Origin of the sequence: Paenibacillus sp. NPDC057886, from assembly GCF_042796655.1 — a bacterium.
In the GTDB taxonomy this organism is placed as follows: Bacteria; Bacillota; Bacilli; order Paenibacillales; family Paenibacillaceae; genus Paenibacillus.
In genome coordinates, this window is the sequence record NZ_JBHVMZ010000006.1 from 339,771 (window position 1) to 354,187 (window position 14,417).

The following is a 14,417-nucleotide window of genomic DNA, read 5'->3' on the forward strand; positions in this document are numbered from 1 at the left end:
TATGGCGAATGATCAGCATACTGAACTAGAAACAGAATTGACGCTGGATCAGGTTAAGGATCAATTGATTGAATCAGGTAAGAAAAGAGCTTCGTTGAACTACAAGGAAATTATAGAAAAACTCTCCCCATTTGAGCAAGACGCAGAGCAAATGGATGAGTTCTATGAACAACTGAGCGACCTGGGTATTGATGTCGTGAACGAAAATGATGAAGAGGTAACCCTTCGCCCTAGTGAAGATTCCGAGAACAACACCAGAGAGGGAGACGATGAATTCCACTTTGATGATGATCTGAGCCTTCCACCAGGAATCAAAATCAACGACCCTGTTCGTATGTATCTCAAAGAAATTGGTCGTGTACCTTTGTTGTCTGCGGATGACGAAGTAGAACTGGCTAAACGGATTGAAAACGGGGATGAAGAAGCGAAACGTCGTTTGGCTGAAGCTAACCTTCGTCTCGTTGTCAGTATCGCCAAGCGTTATGTTGGACGTGGAATGTTGTTCCTGGATCTAATTCAGGAAGGTAACATGGGTCTGATCAAAGCCGTTGAGAAGTTCGACCATAAAAAAGGTTATAAATTCAGTACGTATGCGACATGGTGGATTCGCCAAGCGATCACCCGTGCGATTGCAGACCAAGCGCGTACCATTCGTATCCCTGTGCATATGGTGGAGACGATTAATAAGCTGATCCGGGTATCCCGTCAGCTGTTGCAGGAACTTGGGCGTGAACCGACACCAGAAGAAATCGCTGCCGAGATGGATCTGAGTGTGGAAAAAGTTCGTGAGATTACGAAGATTGCTCAGGAACCGGTTTCCCTGGAAACACCAATTGGTGAGGAAGATGATTCCCATCTGGGTGATTTCATCGAGGATCAGGAAGCATTGGCTCCGGCGGATGCTGCTGCTTATGAGTTGCTGAAAGAACAACTCGAAGATGTCCTGGATACATTGACTGAGCGTGAAGAGAATGTACTTCGTTTGCGTTTTGGTCTGGACGATGGACGTACAAGAACGCTGGAAGAAGTGGGCAAGGTATTTGGTGTTACGCGTGAGCGTATTCGTCAAATTGAAGCCAAAGCTCTTCGTAAATTGCGTCACCCTAGCCGCAGTAAACGGCTTAAAGATTTCCTCGAATAACATCACTATGGGAGACTTTCCGCAAGACGCTTAAGCGGCGGCGGGGTCTCCTTTATTTTTAAATTGAACATCTAAATTTCTTGGTTTTGGTAATTCATCCTTGAAATGTTTTATTGGATTTCATTTTATCGCTTTTTGTTGTTCAATGCAAATCAATAAATTAAATGAATGGTGTAGGTGCTTCATGAAACTTTCGAATCGATTACAGCGAATACATGATCAAATTCCCGAAGGCAGCCGCTTGGCTGACATTGGCTCAGACCACGCTTTGCTTCCGGTAGCGGCAGTACGCAGCGGGAAAGCAGCAGGTGCAGTAGCCGGAGAAGTCAACCCCGGCCCTTATGAAGCTGCACGCAAGCAAGTCAGCGATGCAGGCCTGAAGGAACGAATTACAGTACGTCGTGGAGATGGCTTGGATGTCATCTCTGCAGGAGAAGTGGATGTGATCACCATTGCCGGTATGGGAGGAGCACTCATTGCCTCCATTCTGGATCGTGGTCTCTCCAAACTGGATGAGGTCAAGCTTCTTATTTTGCAGCCGAATGTTGGTGAGGATATTCTCAGACGCTGGTTGCTCAAGCATCACTGGGTGGTGGTTGCAGAACAGCTGCTTGAGGAAGATGGCAAAGTGTATGAGATTATTACTGCAATGCCGCAAGAACTCAGTCCGATCGCCAATGAGGAAGTGTATCGCGCACGTCCGCTTGAAGGCGGAGTGGAATTGACATCAGATTTGCTGCTGCGCATGGGGCCATATTTAACAGACCGTCCAACGGATGTGTTTTTTGCCAAATGGGAGAGCGAAATCGTCAAGCTGCAAAGTGTTGTGCAATCCATCTCCAAATCCGATCAGGAGTCTTCACGGGACAAGGCGGCTGAGGTGGAGCGTCTTATTGTGAACTTGAAGGAGGTACTTTCATGTTTGCCAAAGGTCAAACTGTAATTCAATTGATGGAGCAGCTTGCTCCTAAACATCTGGCCGTGCCGGACGATCGGATCGGTCTTCAGCTTGGCAGTTTGCAAAAGGAAATTACGCACGTTCTTATCGCGCTTGATGTTACGAACGAAGTTGTAGATGAGGCCATTCGGATTGGAGCCAATCTGATTATTGCGCACCATGCCATCATTTTCCGTCCGGTCAAATCATTGAATACCGACACACCCATGGGGAAACTGTACGAGAAGCTGATCAAGCATGATATTGCGGTGTACATTAGTCATACCAATCTCGATGTGGCTGAAGGCGGAATGAATGACTGGATGGCCGAGGCCATTGGAATTGAGAGCAAGGAATCACTTGAGGATGTACATACAGATCATTTGTTCAAACTGGCTGTATTTGTACCCCGCACCCATCATGAGCAGGTGCTTCAGGCGATCCTCGAAGCGGGCGCTGGCAGTATTGGTCAGTACAACAAGTGCAGCTTCAACACGGAAGGCACAGGTACTTTTGTACCGGGAGAGGGGACACAGCCTTTCATCGGTACACAGGGACAGATGGAGCGTGTAGAGGAAATGCGGATTGAGACCATCGTACCGCAGAGTCTGCGCAGCAAGGTTGTACAAGCGATGCTTAAGGCTCATCCATATGAGGAAGTGGCCTACGACCTGTATGCAATGGATTTAAAAGGCCGTACGCTGGGTCTGGGGCGCTTGGGACCGCTCAAACAACCAATGACACTCGGTGAGCTGGTGGAGGTCGTGAAGGCCCGACTGGATGTGCCATACGTTCGGGTAGTAGGCGATCTCAATCGGCAGATCAAAAAAGCAGCAGTGCTTGGCGGCTCAGGTAGCCGTTATACCCTACCTGCACGCTTCAAAGGTGCTGATGTCATCGTAACTGGAGACATTGATTATCATACGGCTCACGATGCACTGATGGCGGGCATGTGTATCATTGACGCCGGGCATAATGCCGAGAAAATCATGAAATCCAAAACTGCGGACTGGCTGCGTTCACGTTTGGAAGACAAACGTTATGAGACGAAAGTAACTGCATCCGAGGTAAACACGGAAGTATTCCAGTTTATCTAAAAGCACTCGGTTACATTGCTTCCAGTAAGATTAAGCTTGTTTGTAAACTCAAATGCCTGTATACTATGTAATGTTGTTCGGAAAGCTTGACAGACAATCGCTGGTGGCCTTCGTTGCCACGAGAGGAAAGTCCGGGCTCCACAGGGCAGGATGCTGGATAACGTCCAGTCAGCGCGAGTTGAAGGATAGTGCCACAGAAATGGACCGCCGATGGCCGGATTTTCCGGCACAGGCAAGGATGGAACCGAGGTGTAAGAGACCCCGAGGAACGCTGGTGACTTCGTTCCTGGTAAACCCCATCTGGAGCAAGACCTAATGGGACACAGTCGACTCTTCGGAGAAGGCAGCCTTAGCCCGAGGTGTGTCTAGGTTGGTCGCTTGAGCTGTGCAGCAATGTATGGCCTAGATAGATGATTGTCGCTTGTGGTGGGAGGGTAGTTCCCGTCTGAACCACGAAGAGCACAGAACCCGGCTTACGGTAAGCTTTCCTAACTACAACACTACAGTAACAAATGCAGTCCACTTATCAGTCAAGGGCAAAGCAGAACGATTGTACCTGATGTGCCTGACTGATCAGAAGGACGCGATTAAACTTTAAAAGAATTCCTGCACTTGCAGGTCATATAAATAAGGCGTCAGACTTCGAGCTTTCTCGGGTCTGACGCCTTATTTTTGTTGTTATTCTTTAGAATGAGAAATTGTTCCTAATGATACAGTGGATGACAGTTCGTTATAGTGTAACTACACTGTCCGACTGTAATGATGCATGCCAGCGTTGAATGGCACGATCCATACGCTCTACAGCCTCGGGAAGCAGATCTGGATCAGTATGAGTAAAGTTGATTCTCATACGGTTCAGCTCCGGTGTACCCGCATAGAAGGAATCCCCCGGTACAATGCATACTTTCTCCTGTATTCCATAAGTAAACAGATTGCTGGCCAGCATGCCCTCAGGTAGCTGCAGCCATAGGAACATTCCTCCCTGGGGTGAGTTCCAAGAGATACCCTCCCATGATTTTGCAGCCATGAGAGTGGTCATTTTTTGCATCCGTTGTTCATAATCCAGTGAGATATTGCGAATATGCCCGTTCAAATCGAAAGACTCCAGTAGCGCATGAAGTGCTCTTTGGTCGATGCTGCTGGAATGCAAATCTGCACCCTGTTTGGCGCGGGCAGCTATTTTGATGACATCCGGAGCAGCCAGTATCCAGCCAGTGCGGAGGCCTGGAGCTACTGTTTTGGAAAATGTGCTGGTGTAGATGACATTGGATGGACCCTCATAGGATGCTGCATCCAGCTGCGCCAGTGCAGGGGCATCCAGTTGTTCCGGTTTAAAGCGGATTTCACCATAGGGATCGTCTTCCAGGATCAGTACCCCATATTTCCGGCACAGGTCTACGGCTTGCTGACGTCTGGCGCGACTCCATACTTTGCCCGACGGGTTGGAGAACGTAGGGTTAATGTAGACGAGCTTGGGACGATGCAATTGCAGCTGTTCCTCCAGTGATTCAGGCAACATCCCGTCATCGTCACAGGCAACACCGTGCGCCTCAGCCTGATAAGAATGAATGACTTGAAGGGCAGCCAGATAGGTTGGTGATTCAACCAGTACGCTGTCCCCTGGATCGAGCAAAATGCGGCACACCAGGTCAATGGATTGCTGAGATCCGGTAGTCAGAAGCATATGATCAGGTGAAGCGGGAATGCCCTTGGATTCAAGACGTTCGGCAATTTTGGCGCGTAATGGTCGGAAACCTTCCGTCTCTGCATATTGAAGAGCCGCTGAACCGCCCATGAATACCTTTTCGTAGGCGTCGCGGATGGCTTCAAGCGGGAATGATGTCTGTGCAGGTAAACCTCCGGCAAGAGAAATCATTCCAGGGGCTTGTGCAGCCTGTAACATGTCGCGAACGACAGAGGACGGGGTATTTTGTGCCATTTTGGACCAAGGGATATTCATATTATTCTCATCTCCTGTTATTCACTGTTATACTGATATTATAAACTATATTAGACGGAATGCAGTATAACAGTAAAATGCTGATCATAACAGTTGGGAGGGTGCATGTGTGCATATTGAATTGAAACGGGGAAGCAGTACCAAATTGTATGTTCAGATTGCCCTTACACTTGCTGACCGAATAAGGTCTGGACTAATCGAGCCTGGAACCCGTCTGCCTTCGGTTCGTAAAATGACGACAGATCTGGGCGTCAGCCTGGTCACCGTGTCCAAAGCCTATGCCGAGCTCGAAGCCATACAGCTGATTACATGTTCCCAGGGGAAGGGGTGTTATGTACGTGGGGCGCAAGAGCTGGAGAAAACGGAAGATATGGAGAGGACTCACCGTTCTCAAGCAAAGAATGAATCCAGCACGCCATGGAACTGGCAGATGGCTCTTGTGGATTATCTACCCAGAGCTCAGCTCTGGAGACATTTTGATGCATCTCCACAAGTTAGATATGAGCTGCATATGTCGGCAATTCAGCCTGAATTGTTGCCAACTCGTGAGATTATCGACAGTGCGTACCGGCTTTCCTCGGATCATCCAGAGCGCATGGCTGCCTATGGGTCCTTTCAGGGAGATCGGGAACTGCGTCAGACGTTTTCCGGGCATTTTGCGGAAAGAGGTTTGCGGGTAATGCCCGAACGGATGCTGATTACGAGCGGTACCCAGCAGGGAATCGATCTTGTCGCGCGTACGTTTGTTGGTCCTGGTGACGTCGTTTACATGGAAGCACCAAGCTATACGGGAGCGATAGATGTGTTTACAAGCAGAGGAGCGAAGATCATTACGGTACCGATGGATGACGATGGTATGCGTATAGATCTGTTAACCCGGTTATGTGATACATACCCGCCCAAGTTGATATATACTATTCCTACGTTTCACAATCCTACAGGCATAACGATGAGTGCCAAACGGCGTGCACAACTGCTTAATCTTGCTCAGAGTTATCATTGTCTCATCCTGGAGGATGATCCGTTCGCCGATCTGTATTTCCGTGATCCGCCCCCTGCTTCCATTAAATCCATGGATGGGACGGGCCATGTGATATATATCAAAAGCTTCAGCAAAGTACTCTCTCCCGGCTGTCGAGTGGCGTGTGCGGTTGCAGACGGAAGTGTGCTCACCCGACTTGTTGCTGCCAAATCCACTGCAGATCTCGGGAGTCCGCTGCTTACACAAAAGGCATTGCAATCGTTCATAGAACATCAATACAGTGCGTATACAGCGCGATTGAGGGATGAATTATATTCCCGGCTGCTTGCCGCATCGACGGTACTGGAGGAACATGGTTCTCCCGGGATGTACTGGACTTTGCCTAATGGGGGACTAAACTTGTGGCTGCAATTGCCAGATGGTTTGGATATGCGTGAGCTGCACCGCCAGTCACTTGCCGCGGGTGTTTCCTTTTTGCCGGGCTCTGCCTGTTATGTGGGGGAAACGGATACGGCTAGCCTGCGGATCTGCTTCACGGTTACGAATCAGGAGCTGTTATGTGAAGGGCTACGGGTATTATGCAGGGTTATTAAGAACATTACACCCCAACAGGGTGGGACAACGGCGGACAGGCTCCCGCTGATTTAATTTTCTTAAACACGGACATACATCCAATCCACATTGGACCCAGTGCAATACGTTATGGTATCACTTGAAAGGGAGTTGGTTTGAAATGAACCATTTCTGTCCACCGCTTTGTCCGATTGTATGTGACCCAATCCAGGTTGTTGAAGATTACTACATCCCACAAATCGTACCTATAATTCACCCGATCGAAGTCATCAAAAAACATCACTGTGTGCCAATCCATCATCACATGTATCCTGTCGTGGTCAAAGAAGAAGATCCTTGTTATGTTTCAAGCCACAACGGCAAGAAAAAATCCGTGAAAAAATCAGGCAAATCCCGCACAACTTCTCGCAAACGCTAGTCGCAGCGGGTGCCCCGGGGGAATAGGTGAACATACCAAAGAGCAGCATACGCCCCGGGGCGCAGCTGCTTTTGTTTTTTTATATCCAGTGTACGGTTATTGTTTGATGTACTTTTTCATTGTATTATCCATTTGCTGTCTCACATGTTGTGGCCAGAATTGAAGGGGGGCACTATTGCCAGAGGCAGCCTCCAATGCTTTAAACACATCGATTTGACCATAACCGAAATACTTGTCATGACCTGGGTCACCGAGATCTATGACGCTTTGACGCATGAGATCCATGACTTCTGTGTTGGTCAGATCAGGATTCAGTGAGCGAATCAAACCTGCAAGTGCCGCTACATGGGGGCTTGCCATGGACGTTCCGGACAAGGCTGCATATTGGTTGTTTGGATACGTACTTGCAATGCTGGACCCTGGGGCCGTCACATCGACGTAATCCCCGTAGTTGGAATAGGAAGCTTTGTTCATGTCCGCATCCGTAGCGGATACCGCAAATACTTCCGGATAGGCGGCAGGGTATCCCGGACGCTCCGTATTGTCGTTACCGGTCGCTGCGATTAATACGATGTCGCGATCAAAAGCGTATTTGATGGCATCATGAAGAAATTGGGCATCGGCGTAATTACCTAGACTCATGTTAATGACCTTGGCTCCATGATCAGCGGCCCAAATAATGCCTTCGGCCACAGCATAGGTTGTGCCTGAACCCGAATTGTCCAGCACTTTAACAGGTAGTACCTTGTTATACCAGCTCATGCCTGCTACACCTTCGTTGTTATTCACAACAGCACCGATGATGCCTGCTACATGCGTACCATGGCCTACGTCATCAAGCGGTTTGCTCGCTGGATCAACAACGTTATACCCTTTCAGCAGCTTGCCTTTCAAATCGGGATGAGTCAGATCAACGCCGGTGTCTACCACGGCAACGATAACATCCTTGTTGCCCTTCGTAATATTCCAGCCCCGGTTAGTCTCAATGGCGGGCAGGTTCCACTGGTAGTCGGAGAACAAAATATCATTGGGCACGGTTACATCTTTTTGTTCAGGTGCGGTCTCATTGGTTAAATACATGTAGTGGGGTTCCATATACAGCGGATTCCATTTACTTTCGAAATAAGCATGTAATTGCTCATAATTCATATGTTCTGACCGAAAAACATACGTGTATCCCAGCTTGCGTGCCGATTGAGTCCGTAGGTCGGATTTAATGATGCGCATATCGCGTTCACCTGGATCCTGACGGAAACGGATGACGATTTCATTTTCGTAAAAATGGCTGGCATTGGCGTTATCATGCCCTGTTTTAACAGTGATTTCTTTAAGGGTGTCGGGGTGCACAGACTCGATTTTGAACTTACCTTCACGCGGGTAAGGGATCATGCGCAAATTTTTGCGCTGATGCTGTTCCACGGCATTCAGTACATTTTGGCTAAACAGAGCAATGACGGCTCGTTCTCCATCCTTGGAGGGCTGCCCCATAACAAAAAACTTTTCCTTGCCCAGAGGAAAGGAAGAAGATTCGAAGCTTTGGCGTTTGTTCACAGCTTTCTTGGCCAGAGCGAGAGAATGTTCCAGCTTTTGCTGTTCCACCTTGCTTCCTTTTGCTGCTGTTTTGTGAAAGTGCCGACTGCGTGATCCATCGGTGTTCATTACATCAATAGACCGTATATGATCATGTGTTTGTTGTAGTTCATTAACGTATTGGCTTATCTGCTTATCATTCATTTTGGAGGTCTTCTCAAGCATGATCCTAAGGTGCTGTTTGGCATCCGCGCGGGTCAGCAGATCGGTTGACTTTACATCCTGGACTTTGAGACGTTGTTTGCTCGCATGTTCCTCGTGTGGAGAATCGGGCATGGCACTTGGAGCAGGAACAGGGCGATTGGACGTCGGAAGCAAAAGCGTCAAGGCAAGTGCGCCCGCACCCGCGGCAATGGCCCAGTTAACCCATTTCGGTCTGGACATAGGGGATGTAACCTCCTCGTTTATTTTGACAATCATCTTACAGTGCTCTGATTTCATCGTTGTCACTGGATATATCTATCGTTAGGAAAAGCGGTTATTTTTATGCAGGCGAACATCAGGTGAGCTGTATGTAATGGGCATGTTCAGGGACAGAAAGGGAAAGCCTGATTAAGGGATACCGCTCGTCATCTTTTTATGGTAGGATAGTAGCTGAGAATTCAAGGTCAGGAGAGAACCTCCGTTGGCCGATCTATATGTAAGGACTTATTTAAGGGGGAGCTACCTTTATGTCAGCAGCCAATGTACAGAAAACATGTGAGTCAACTAGGGAAAAGTTAAAACCGGCTATCGATCGGATCGAAAAATTTTTGAATGAAAATGCCTTGCCTGAACTGGATCAGAATCAGACGGAGGAGTCATCAGCCTTCTACAAAGGATTTCTTTCGGATCTCCGTCATTTGCTCGTTTTTTCTGAAGTTTCTTACGAAAAACTTGGCGTTGTGCTGCGTCGTGCCAATTTTGATGTCGATTTTGCCGAAAAGGCTCTCTATAACACATACCATCAAAGCATAAACAGCTTTTTTTATCCTAAAAATGAATGTTACTCCGAAGATGGAAGATATGCTTACACTGGTCAGGATGCAATTCGTTTCCGTGATAAGCCAATTCGTGCAGTGCGTGATGTCATTCTTGAGATATCGAAAACGTACGAAGAATTGCGTGATGATCTGGCCTTTTATGAAAGTGACTACCTAACGCAGCGTCGGATGCAAAACCAACGCAATCACGCGTAAATCATTTTTTTAACTCATAAGCGAATTGGACAAAACCGCCCTTGTGGCGGTTTTTTTGCGTTTTCTTCAACTGGAATTGCGGAGAAGGGTGCATGTCATCATCTGGCATTTCGGTGGAGAATAGCTCATTTACGGTGCGGAGACAATAGATGTCGAGGTGATAAAAATGAGCCATGAGAAGCCAATAGTAAAATGCAGTGTTGCTAACTGTCACTTTTGGGGAGAAAACAATTTCTGCCAGGCCGATGCCATCATGATTGACATTGACCAACATGCCACCCGCCGCTTACATGAGGAATTTGCCGGAGAGACTTTTGATTCCGATCATCATGATCATGCACGTACATCTTCTGCGACATGCTGTCACACATTCAAACCGAAATGAGCAGTCATTCCCATTTATATGGAGGTGCTTTGCATTGAATAATGACCATAGAGATGATTACCCGTTCCATCGTCCAAAAACAACTCCGTTAGATGAAAAACAGCGTGAGCGTGTAGATTATCCAAGACGTAGCCACAAGGAAGAGTATGGCGCAGAGGTAGCACCTCCAACAGGTTCTATTCGAACAGAACCAACGGAAAGAACAGATCATACACCTGTAAAGCGAGAAGAAGACGGTGTGATGAAATCTACTGGCCGTATCTCCGGGTATATGGGTCTGGCCTTTGGTATCGCATCCTTATTTATGTGGTCCATTGTCCTTGGTCCAGCTGCAGCGGTACTTGGTTACTATGCTTACGTCAATGGCCGGAAAACGGCGGGTGCATGGTCCATTGGACTTGGTGCAGTGGCAACACTCAGCTATTTCTTTATGATTCCATTTGCCCGTTAATAAAGCAAAAAGCATGATCTGATAAGCAATATACAAGATCATAACCGAACTGGATATGAGTTGGTTATTCGCAGCCTTCTGCTTCCACCTTACTAAAGGGGGATGCAGAAGGTTTCTTCGCATTTGCGTAATGAAGTTGTATAATGGGTCTATTTTTTTGAAAACAATGGAACGTTCCTGTAAAATAATGTAGAATAAAGTCATAATCTACGTTTACATTATACGGGAGTGAATATAACTCATGCAGATTGATCCGCGCGCGTCGCGGCAGTTGCTGGAACTGCAATTGTCCAATAGTCTAAACGAAACAAATGCATCGGATGGAAATTCCGGTTCAACAGTGGATTTTGCCAGTATGATGGACGGGCTGCTTGGGGCGAATTCAAATTCTTCGAACAATACCGGTACCGTAGGCGAAGACGTGAACTCTGCTGTGATCTCCAAACGATCCAGTGACGGTCTGTTGTGGCTGCAACTGGGCAGCATGTATAACCCGGATGCAAGTTCTGTTTCTTCCTCGAACAGTAATGTGGTTTCTTTATCTTCCCTGTTAAATACTGGAGCAGTGGATTCGGGTGCATCTGTACCTACGGATTTTGAATCATTGATTGCTTCAGCGAGTGCCAAATATGGGGTGCCTGAATCTTTGATCAAGGCGGTTATTGATACAGAATCCGGCTTCAATCCGAATGTAGTATCTTCCGCAGGTGCTAAAGGACTAATGCAGTTGATGGATGGGACGGCAGCAGGGTTGGGGGTAAGCAACGCTTATGATCCCGCTCAAAATATAGATGGTGGAACCAAATACCTTTCTCTCCAGCTCCAGCGTTTTGGTGGAGAGGTGAAGATGGCACTTGCTGCTTATAATGCCGGACCGGGACGGGTTTCGAGTCTGGGTGTAACGAGTGACGCCGAACTGATGAGTGTACTTAACCGCCTCCCTTCGGAAACACAGGCTTATATTTCCAAAGTGGAGAAGGCGCAGTCGAAATATATGGTATAAATGGTATAGACCAAAGAAATGGCAACACAACAGTACGATCCAGTAAGAGATCAAACGCGGGAACAAGAGCCTTAAATGTGCTTGGTTCCTGTTTGGTCTTTTTGTGTTGAGCGGGGATCGTGTTACAATGCTCACTGTAGATTCCACAATGAAGAGACAAGGAGGGGAACCTCATTTGAAATATTTTGATTATGCAGCAACGACGCCTCCTCATCCGGATGTCATTCGTACAATGGCCGAGATTATGGAGGCGCAATATGGGAATCCGTCATCGATTCATGCATACGGTGAGCGAGCCCATCAACTGTTGCGCCGAGCGCGATCTGGTTGTGCCGCTGCTATTGATGTCAAACCGGAAGAAATCGTATTTACCTCAGGTGCAACCGAGAGCAACAACCTTGCCATTAAAGGTGCGGCATTACGGTATCAGTCTCGGGGCAAACACATTATTACAACTGCAACGGAACATGCTTCGGTATATGAGAGTTTTGTGCAGCTACAGCAGTGGGGATGGGAGGTCACCTGGCTTCCTGTGGATTCCGATGGTCTGGTTAGCGCCCAGCAGATGATGGATGCGATAAGATCGGATACGGTGCTTGTGAGTCTGATGCATGTAAACAATGAAACAGGAGCAATACATCCGATTTCTGAAGTAGGAGCACGACTGAAAAAGGAAGCGCCAAGGGTGCTTTTTCATGTAGATGGCGTGCAGGGTTTTGGCAAAATGGAGGCTAAACCTGCGGCATGGGGCGCGGATCTATACAGCTTGTCTGCTCACAAGATTCGTGGTCCCAAAGGAGCTGGTCTTCTCTACGTACGAAGTGGAGTGGAGCTTACGCCTCTACTGTCAGGGGGTTCTCAAGAGCAGGGACTGAGAGCGGGAACTGAAAACGTTCCTTTGCTTGTGGGTATGGCGAAGGCGATGCGTCTTGCAGCGGAACGTCAGGCTGACTTTGCGCGGCGTACAACGATTTTGCGAGATCGTATTATGGAGGTCATAGATACAATTCCCGGACTTGTGCTAAATAGTCGTAAAGAGGGTGCCCCGCACATTGTTCATTTTTCCTATCCTGGAATGAAGGCAGAAGTGGCGCTGCATACCCTGGAGCAGCTTGGAGTAACCGTTTCTACACAATCTGCCTGCTCTTCGCGATCAGCTGAACCTAGCAGGGTATTACTTGCCATGGGCAGGGATAATGCTTGTGCTGCTGGTGGATTGCGTATTAGTCTTGGAGATGAACATACAGAAGAAGATGTGGCTCTGCTGGAGCAGGCTTTACATCAGATGGTGGCGCAGCTGCGCCCGTTGGAAAGGCGGATGTGATTTTAGATGAAATATGATATGCTGCTTCTCCGTTTCGGAGAGTTTATGTTAAAAGGAAAAAACCGTGCCCGGTTCGAAAAAACAATCATCACCCAGGTACGTTCCCTGCTCAAACCTTATCCAGGGGCAAGTCTCCGGAAGGAGTTTGGACGGTTGTATGTCGATCTGGGTGGCGAATCTCATACAGAACTGATTGCTGTGCTGAAACGAGTATTCGGTGTTATGTCGATCAGTCCGGTTAAAGTGACCCCATCTGAAACTGACCTGATCGTGGAGACAGCCGTCGCTTTTATGGATGAGAGAGAGTCTGAATTCAAAGAAGGTACCACATTCAAAGTTAATGCGCGGCGTGTATGGAAAGAGTTCCCTAATTCTTCGCATGAAATGAACCATCTGGTAGGTTCCCCGATTCTTCGGAAATTCCAGCAGTTAAGTGTAGACGTGCGTCAACCTGACATTGAACTGCGTGTGGAAATTCGGGATCAGGGTACGTATATCTTCAGTGAGGTGATTCCGGCCGTAGGCGGTTTCCCCTTGGGCACAAATGGAAAAGCGATGCTGTTATTATCGGGTGGCATAGACAGCCCTGTAGCGGCATGGTCTTCGATGCGTAGAGGCCTGGAAGTGGAATGCGTACACTTTTACAGTTATCCGTTCACGAGCCAGCGTGCCAAAGAAAAGGTCATTGATTTGGCGCGTGCACTTGCTGATCATGCAGGCATAATTAAGCTGCATCTGGTTCCTTTTACGGAAATTCAAACAGCATTTACCCAACTGGGACAGGATAACTTGATCATCACACTGATGCGCCGCTCCATGTTACGTATTGCAACCAAGCTGGCTGAACGTGAACGTGCGCTTGCACTGATTACCGGAGATAGTCTGGGCCAGGTAGCGAGCCAAACCCTGCCAAGCATGAATGTCATTGGGCGTGCGACGGATCTGCCTTTGCTGCGACCGCTTGTCATGATGGACAAACAGGAAATTATAACTCTATCCAAACAGATTGGAACGTATGATATATCGATTCTGCCATATGAGGATTGTTGTACTCTTTTTGTACCGAAATCCCCAACAACGAACCCGAATCTTCGCATTGTGGACAAAATCGAAGCGACCATGAGTCAACTGCCGGAATGGGTGGAGCAGGCGGTGGAACAGACAGAAACAATTACGCTGCATGCAGGCGAGAACTTTATTGTAATCAATCAGCAGGATGAAGCTAATGAAATGAAAGAAGAGTGGTTCTAAGAACCCGCATTCTGGATTGAATGACATAATAAGGACTATGTTATCTTCATGAAGAAAAAGGACTGGCCGATGTTTGATCGGTCAGTCCTTTTTTATGGTTGTGGTTGATGGGAGTATTATTTATAAA

14 protein-coding genes and 1 other RNA gene are annotated in these 14,417 nt (G+C 47.7%); 12 read left to right on the forward strand and 3 right to left on the reverse strand.

Annotated elements, in window-relative coordinates; genetic code table 11:
• The first annotated feature begins 1 nt into the window (after position 1).
• The 4 genes from rpoD to rnpB all read left to right on the forward strand — a co-directional run bounded on the left by rpoD (position 2) and on the right by rnpB (position 3,666).
• The gene (gene rpoD / locus ACFVQB_RS21705; RefSeq protein WP_024628459.1) at positions 2-1,141 is read left to right on the forward strand and encodes an RNA polymerase sigma factor RpoD; all 1,140 of its coding nucleotides are present in this window, start codon (positions 2-4) and stop codon (positions 1,139-1,141) included.
• Positions 1,142-1,325: 184 nt separating this feature from the next.
• The gene (locus ACFVQB_RS21710; RefSeq protein ID WP_379443809.1) at positions 1,326-2,084 is read left to right on the forward strand and encodes a tRNA (adenine(22)-N(1))-methyltransferase; all 759 of its coding nucleotides are present in this window, start codon (positions 1,326-1,328) and stop codon (positions 2,082-2,084) included.
• Positions 2,060-3,175 (forward strand): Nif3-like dinuclear metal center hexameric protein, encoded by a 1,116-nt coding sequence (locus ACFVQB_RS21715; protein ID WP_379443819.1) that lies wholly within the window; start codon positions 2,060-2,062, stop codon positions 3,173-3,175. The genes ACFVQB_RS21710 and ACFVQB_RS21715 overlap by 25 nt, the downstream gene beginning before the upstream one ends.
• A gap of 81 nt (positions 3,176-3,256) precedes the next feature.
• An RNA gene (gene rnpB, locus ACFVQB_RS21720) (RNase P RNA component class A) lies at positions 3,257-3,666 on the forward strand.
• A gap of 239 nt (positions 3,667-3,905) precedes the next feature.
• Here the strand turns inward: rnpB and ACFVQB_RS21725 are convergent.
• Entirely contained in the window at positions 3,906-5,135 is a 1,230-nt protein-coding gene (locus tag ACFVQB_RS21725) for an aminotransferase-like domain-containing protein (protein WP_379443821.1), read from the reverse strand.
• Between the two features lie 109 nt (positions 5,136-5,244).
• On the opposite strand from ACFVQB_RS21725, the gene pdxR reads away from it, so the two are divergent.
• Both pdxR and ACFVQB_RS21735 read left to right on the forward strand, forming a co-directional pair.
• Complete coding sequence (pdxR, locus tag ACFVQB_RS21730; RefSeq protein ID WP_379443823.1) at positions 5,245-6,765, forward strand: MocR-like pyridoxine biosynthesis transcription factor PdxR; 1,521 nt, start codon at positions 5,245-5,247, stop codon at positions 6,763-6,765.
• A gap of 85 nt (positions 6,766-6,850) precedes the next feature.
• Positions 6,851-7,108, forward strand: coding sequence for a hypothetical protein (locus ACFVQB_RS21735; protein WP_379443826.1), 258 nt, complete (start codon positions 6,851-6,853; stop codon positions 7,106-7,108).
• Positions 7,109-7,204: 96 nt separating this feature from the next.
• On the opposite strand, the gene ACFVQB_RS21740 is transcribed toward ACFVQB_RS21735, so the two are convergent.
• Entirely contained in the window at positions 7,205-9,082 is a 1,878-nt protein-coding gene (locus ACFVQB_RS21740) for a S8 family peptidase (RefSeq protein ID WP_379443828.1), read from the reverse strand.
• A 287-nt stretch (positions 9,083-9,369) separates the two neighbouring features.
• Between ACFVQB_RS21740 and ACFVQB_RS21745 the strand changes: the two genes are divergently transcribed.
• A complete protein-coding gene (locus tag ACFVQB_RS21745) occupies positions 9,370-9,876 on the forward strand; it encodes a YpuI family protein (RefSeq protein ID WP_063567014.1) in 507 nt (168 codons plus the stop codon).
• A 1-nt stretch (position 9,877) separates the two neighbouring features.
• Here the strand turns inward: ACFVQB_RS21745 and ACFVQB_RS21750 are convergent, their stop codons facing one another.
• Entirely contained in the window at positions 9,878-10,150 is a 273-nt protein-coding gene (locus ACFVQB_RS21750) for a hypothetical protein (RefSeq protein WP_379444488.1), read from the reverse strand.
• On the opposite strand from ACFVQB_RS21750, the gene ACFVQB_RS21755 reads away from it, so the two are divergent.
• The 5 genes from ACFVQB_RS21755 to thiI all read left to right on the forward strand — a co-directional run bounded on the left by ACFVQB_RS21755 (position 10,061) and on the right by thiI (position 14,290).
• Positions 10,061-10,261 carry a DUF1540 domain-containing protein gene (locus ACFVQB_RS21755; RefSeq protein WP_379444457.1) on the forward strand — a complete coding sequence of 67 codons (201 nt, stop codon included), beginning with the start codon at positions 10,061-10,063 and terminating at the stop codon, positions 10,259-10,261. The genes ACFVQB_RS21750 and ACFVQB_RS21755 overlap by 90 nt on opposite strands.
• A gap of 34 nt (positions 10,262-10,295) precedes the next feature.
• Complete coding sequence (locus ACFVQB_RS21760) at positions 10,296-10,712, forward strand: hypothetical protein (protein WP_379443831.1); 417 nt, start codon at positions 10,296-10,298, stop codon at positions 10,710-10,712.
• 241 nt (positions 10,713-10,953) lie between these two features.
• Positions 10,954-11,715: a lytic transglycosylase domain-containing protein gene (locus tag ACFVQB_RS21765; RefSeq protein WP_379443833.1), complete on the forward strand. Its 762-nt coding sequence runs from the start codon at positions 10,954-10,956 to the stop codon at positions 11,713-11,715.
• Positions 11,716-11,890: 175 nt separating this feature from the next.
• Positions 11,891-13,039, forward strand: coding sequence for a cysteine desulfurase family protein (locus tag ACFVQB_RS21770; RefSeq protein WP_379443835.1), 1,149 nt, complete (start codon positions 11,891-11,893; stop codon positions 13,037-13,039).
• A 6-nt stretch (positions 13,040-13,045) separates the two neighbouring features.
• The gene (gene thiI, locus ACFVQB_RS21775; RefSeq protein ID WP_379443837.1) at positions 13,046-14,290 is read left to right on the forward strand and encodes a tRNA uracil 4-sulfurtransferase ThiI; all 1,245 of its coding nucleotides are present in this window, start codon (positions 13,046-13,048) and stop codon (positions 14,288-14,290) included.
• Positions 14,291-14,417: the final 127 nt, after the last annotated feature.

What these genes read in the sequence shown, in the direction of transcription:
- rpoD (WP_024628459.1), top strand. Translation starts at nt 2, where the DNA reads ATGGCGAATGATCAGCATACTGAACTAGAAACAGAATTGACGCTGGAT.
- ACFVQB_RS21710 (WP_379443809.1), top strand. Translation starts at nt 1,326, where the DNA reads ATGAAACTTTCGAATCGATTACAGCGAATACATGATCAAATTCCCGAA.
- ACFVQB_RS21715 (WP_379443819.1), top strand. Translation starts at nt 2,060, where the DNA reads ATGTTTGCCAAAGGTCAAACTGTAATTCAATTGATGGAGCAGCTTGCT.
- ACFVQB_RS21725 (WP_379443821.1), bottom strand. Translation starts at nt 5,135, where the DNA reads ATGAATATCCCTTGGTCCAAAATGGCACAAAATACCCCGTCCTCTGTC.
- ACFVQB_RS21735 (WP_379443826.1), top strand. Translation starts at nt 6,851, where the DNA reads ATGAACCATTTCTGTCCACCGCTTTGTCCGATTGTATGTGACCCAATC.
- ACFVQB_RS21740 (WP_379443828.1), bottom strand. Translation starts at nt 9,082, where the DNA reads ATGTCCAGACCGAAATGGGTTAACTGGGCCATTGCCGCGGGTGCGGGC.
- ACFVQB_RS21745 (WP_063567014.1), top strand. Translation starts at nt 9,370, where the DNA reads ATGTCAGCAGCCAATGTACAGAAAACATGTGAGTCAACTAGGGAAAAG.
- ACFVQB_RS21750 (WP_379444488.1), bottom strand. Translation starts at nt 10,150, where the DNA reads ATGTTGGTCAATGTCAATCATGATGGCATCGGCCTGGCAGAAATTGTT.
- ACFVQB_RS21765 (WP_379443833.1), top strand. Translation starts at nt 10,954, where the DNA reads ATGCAGATTGATCCGCGCGCGTCGCGGCAGTTGCTGGAACTGCAATTG.
- thiI (WP_379443837.1), top strand. Translation starts at nt 13,046, where the DNA reads ATGAAATATGATATGCTGCTTCTCCGTTTCGGAGAGTTTATGTTAAAA.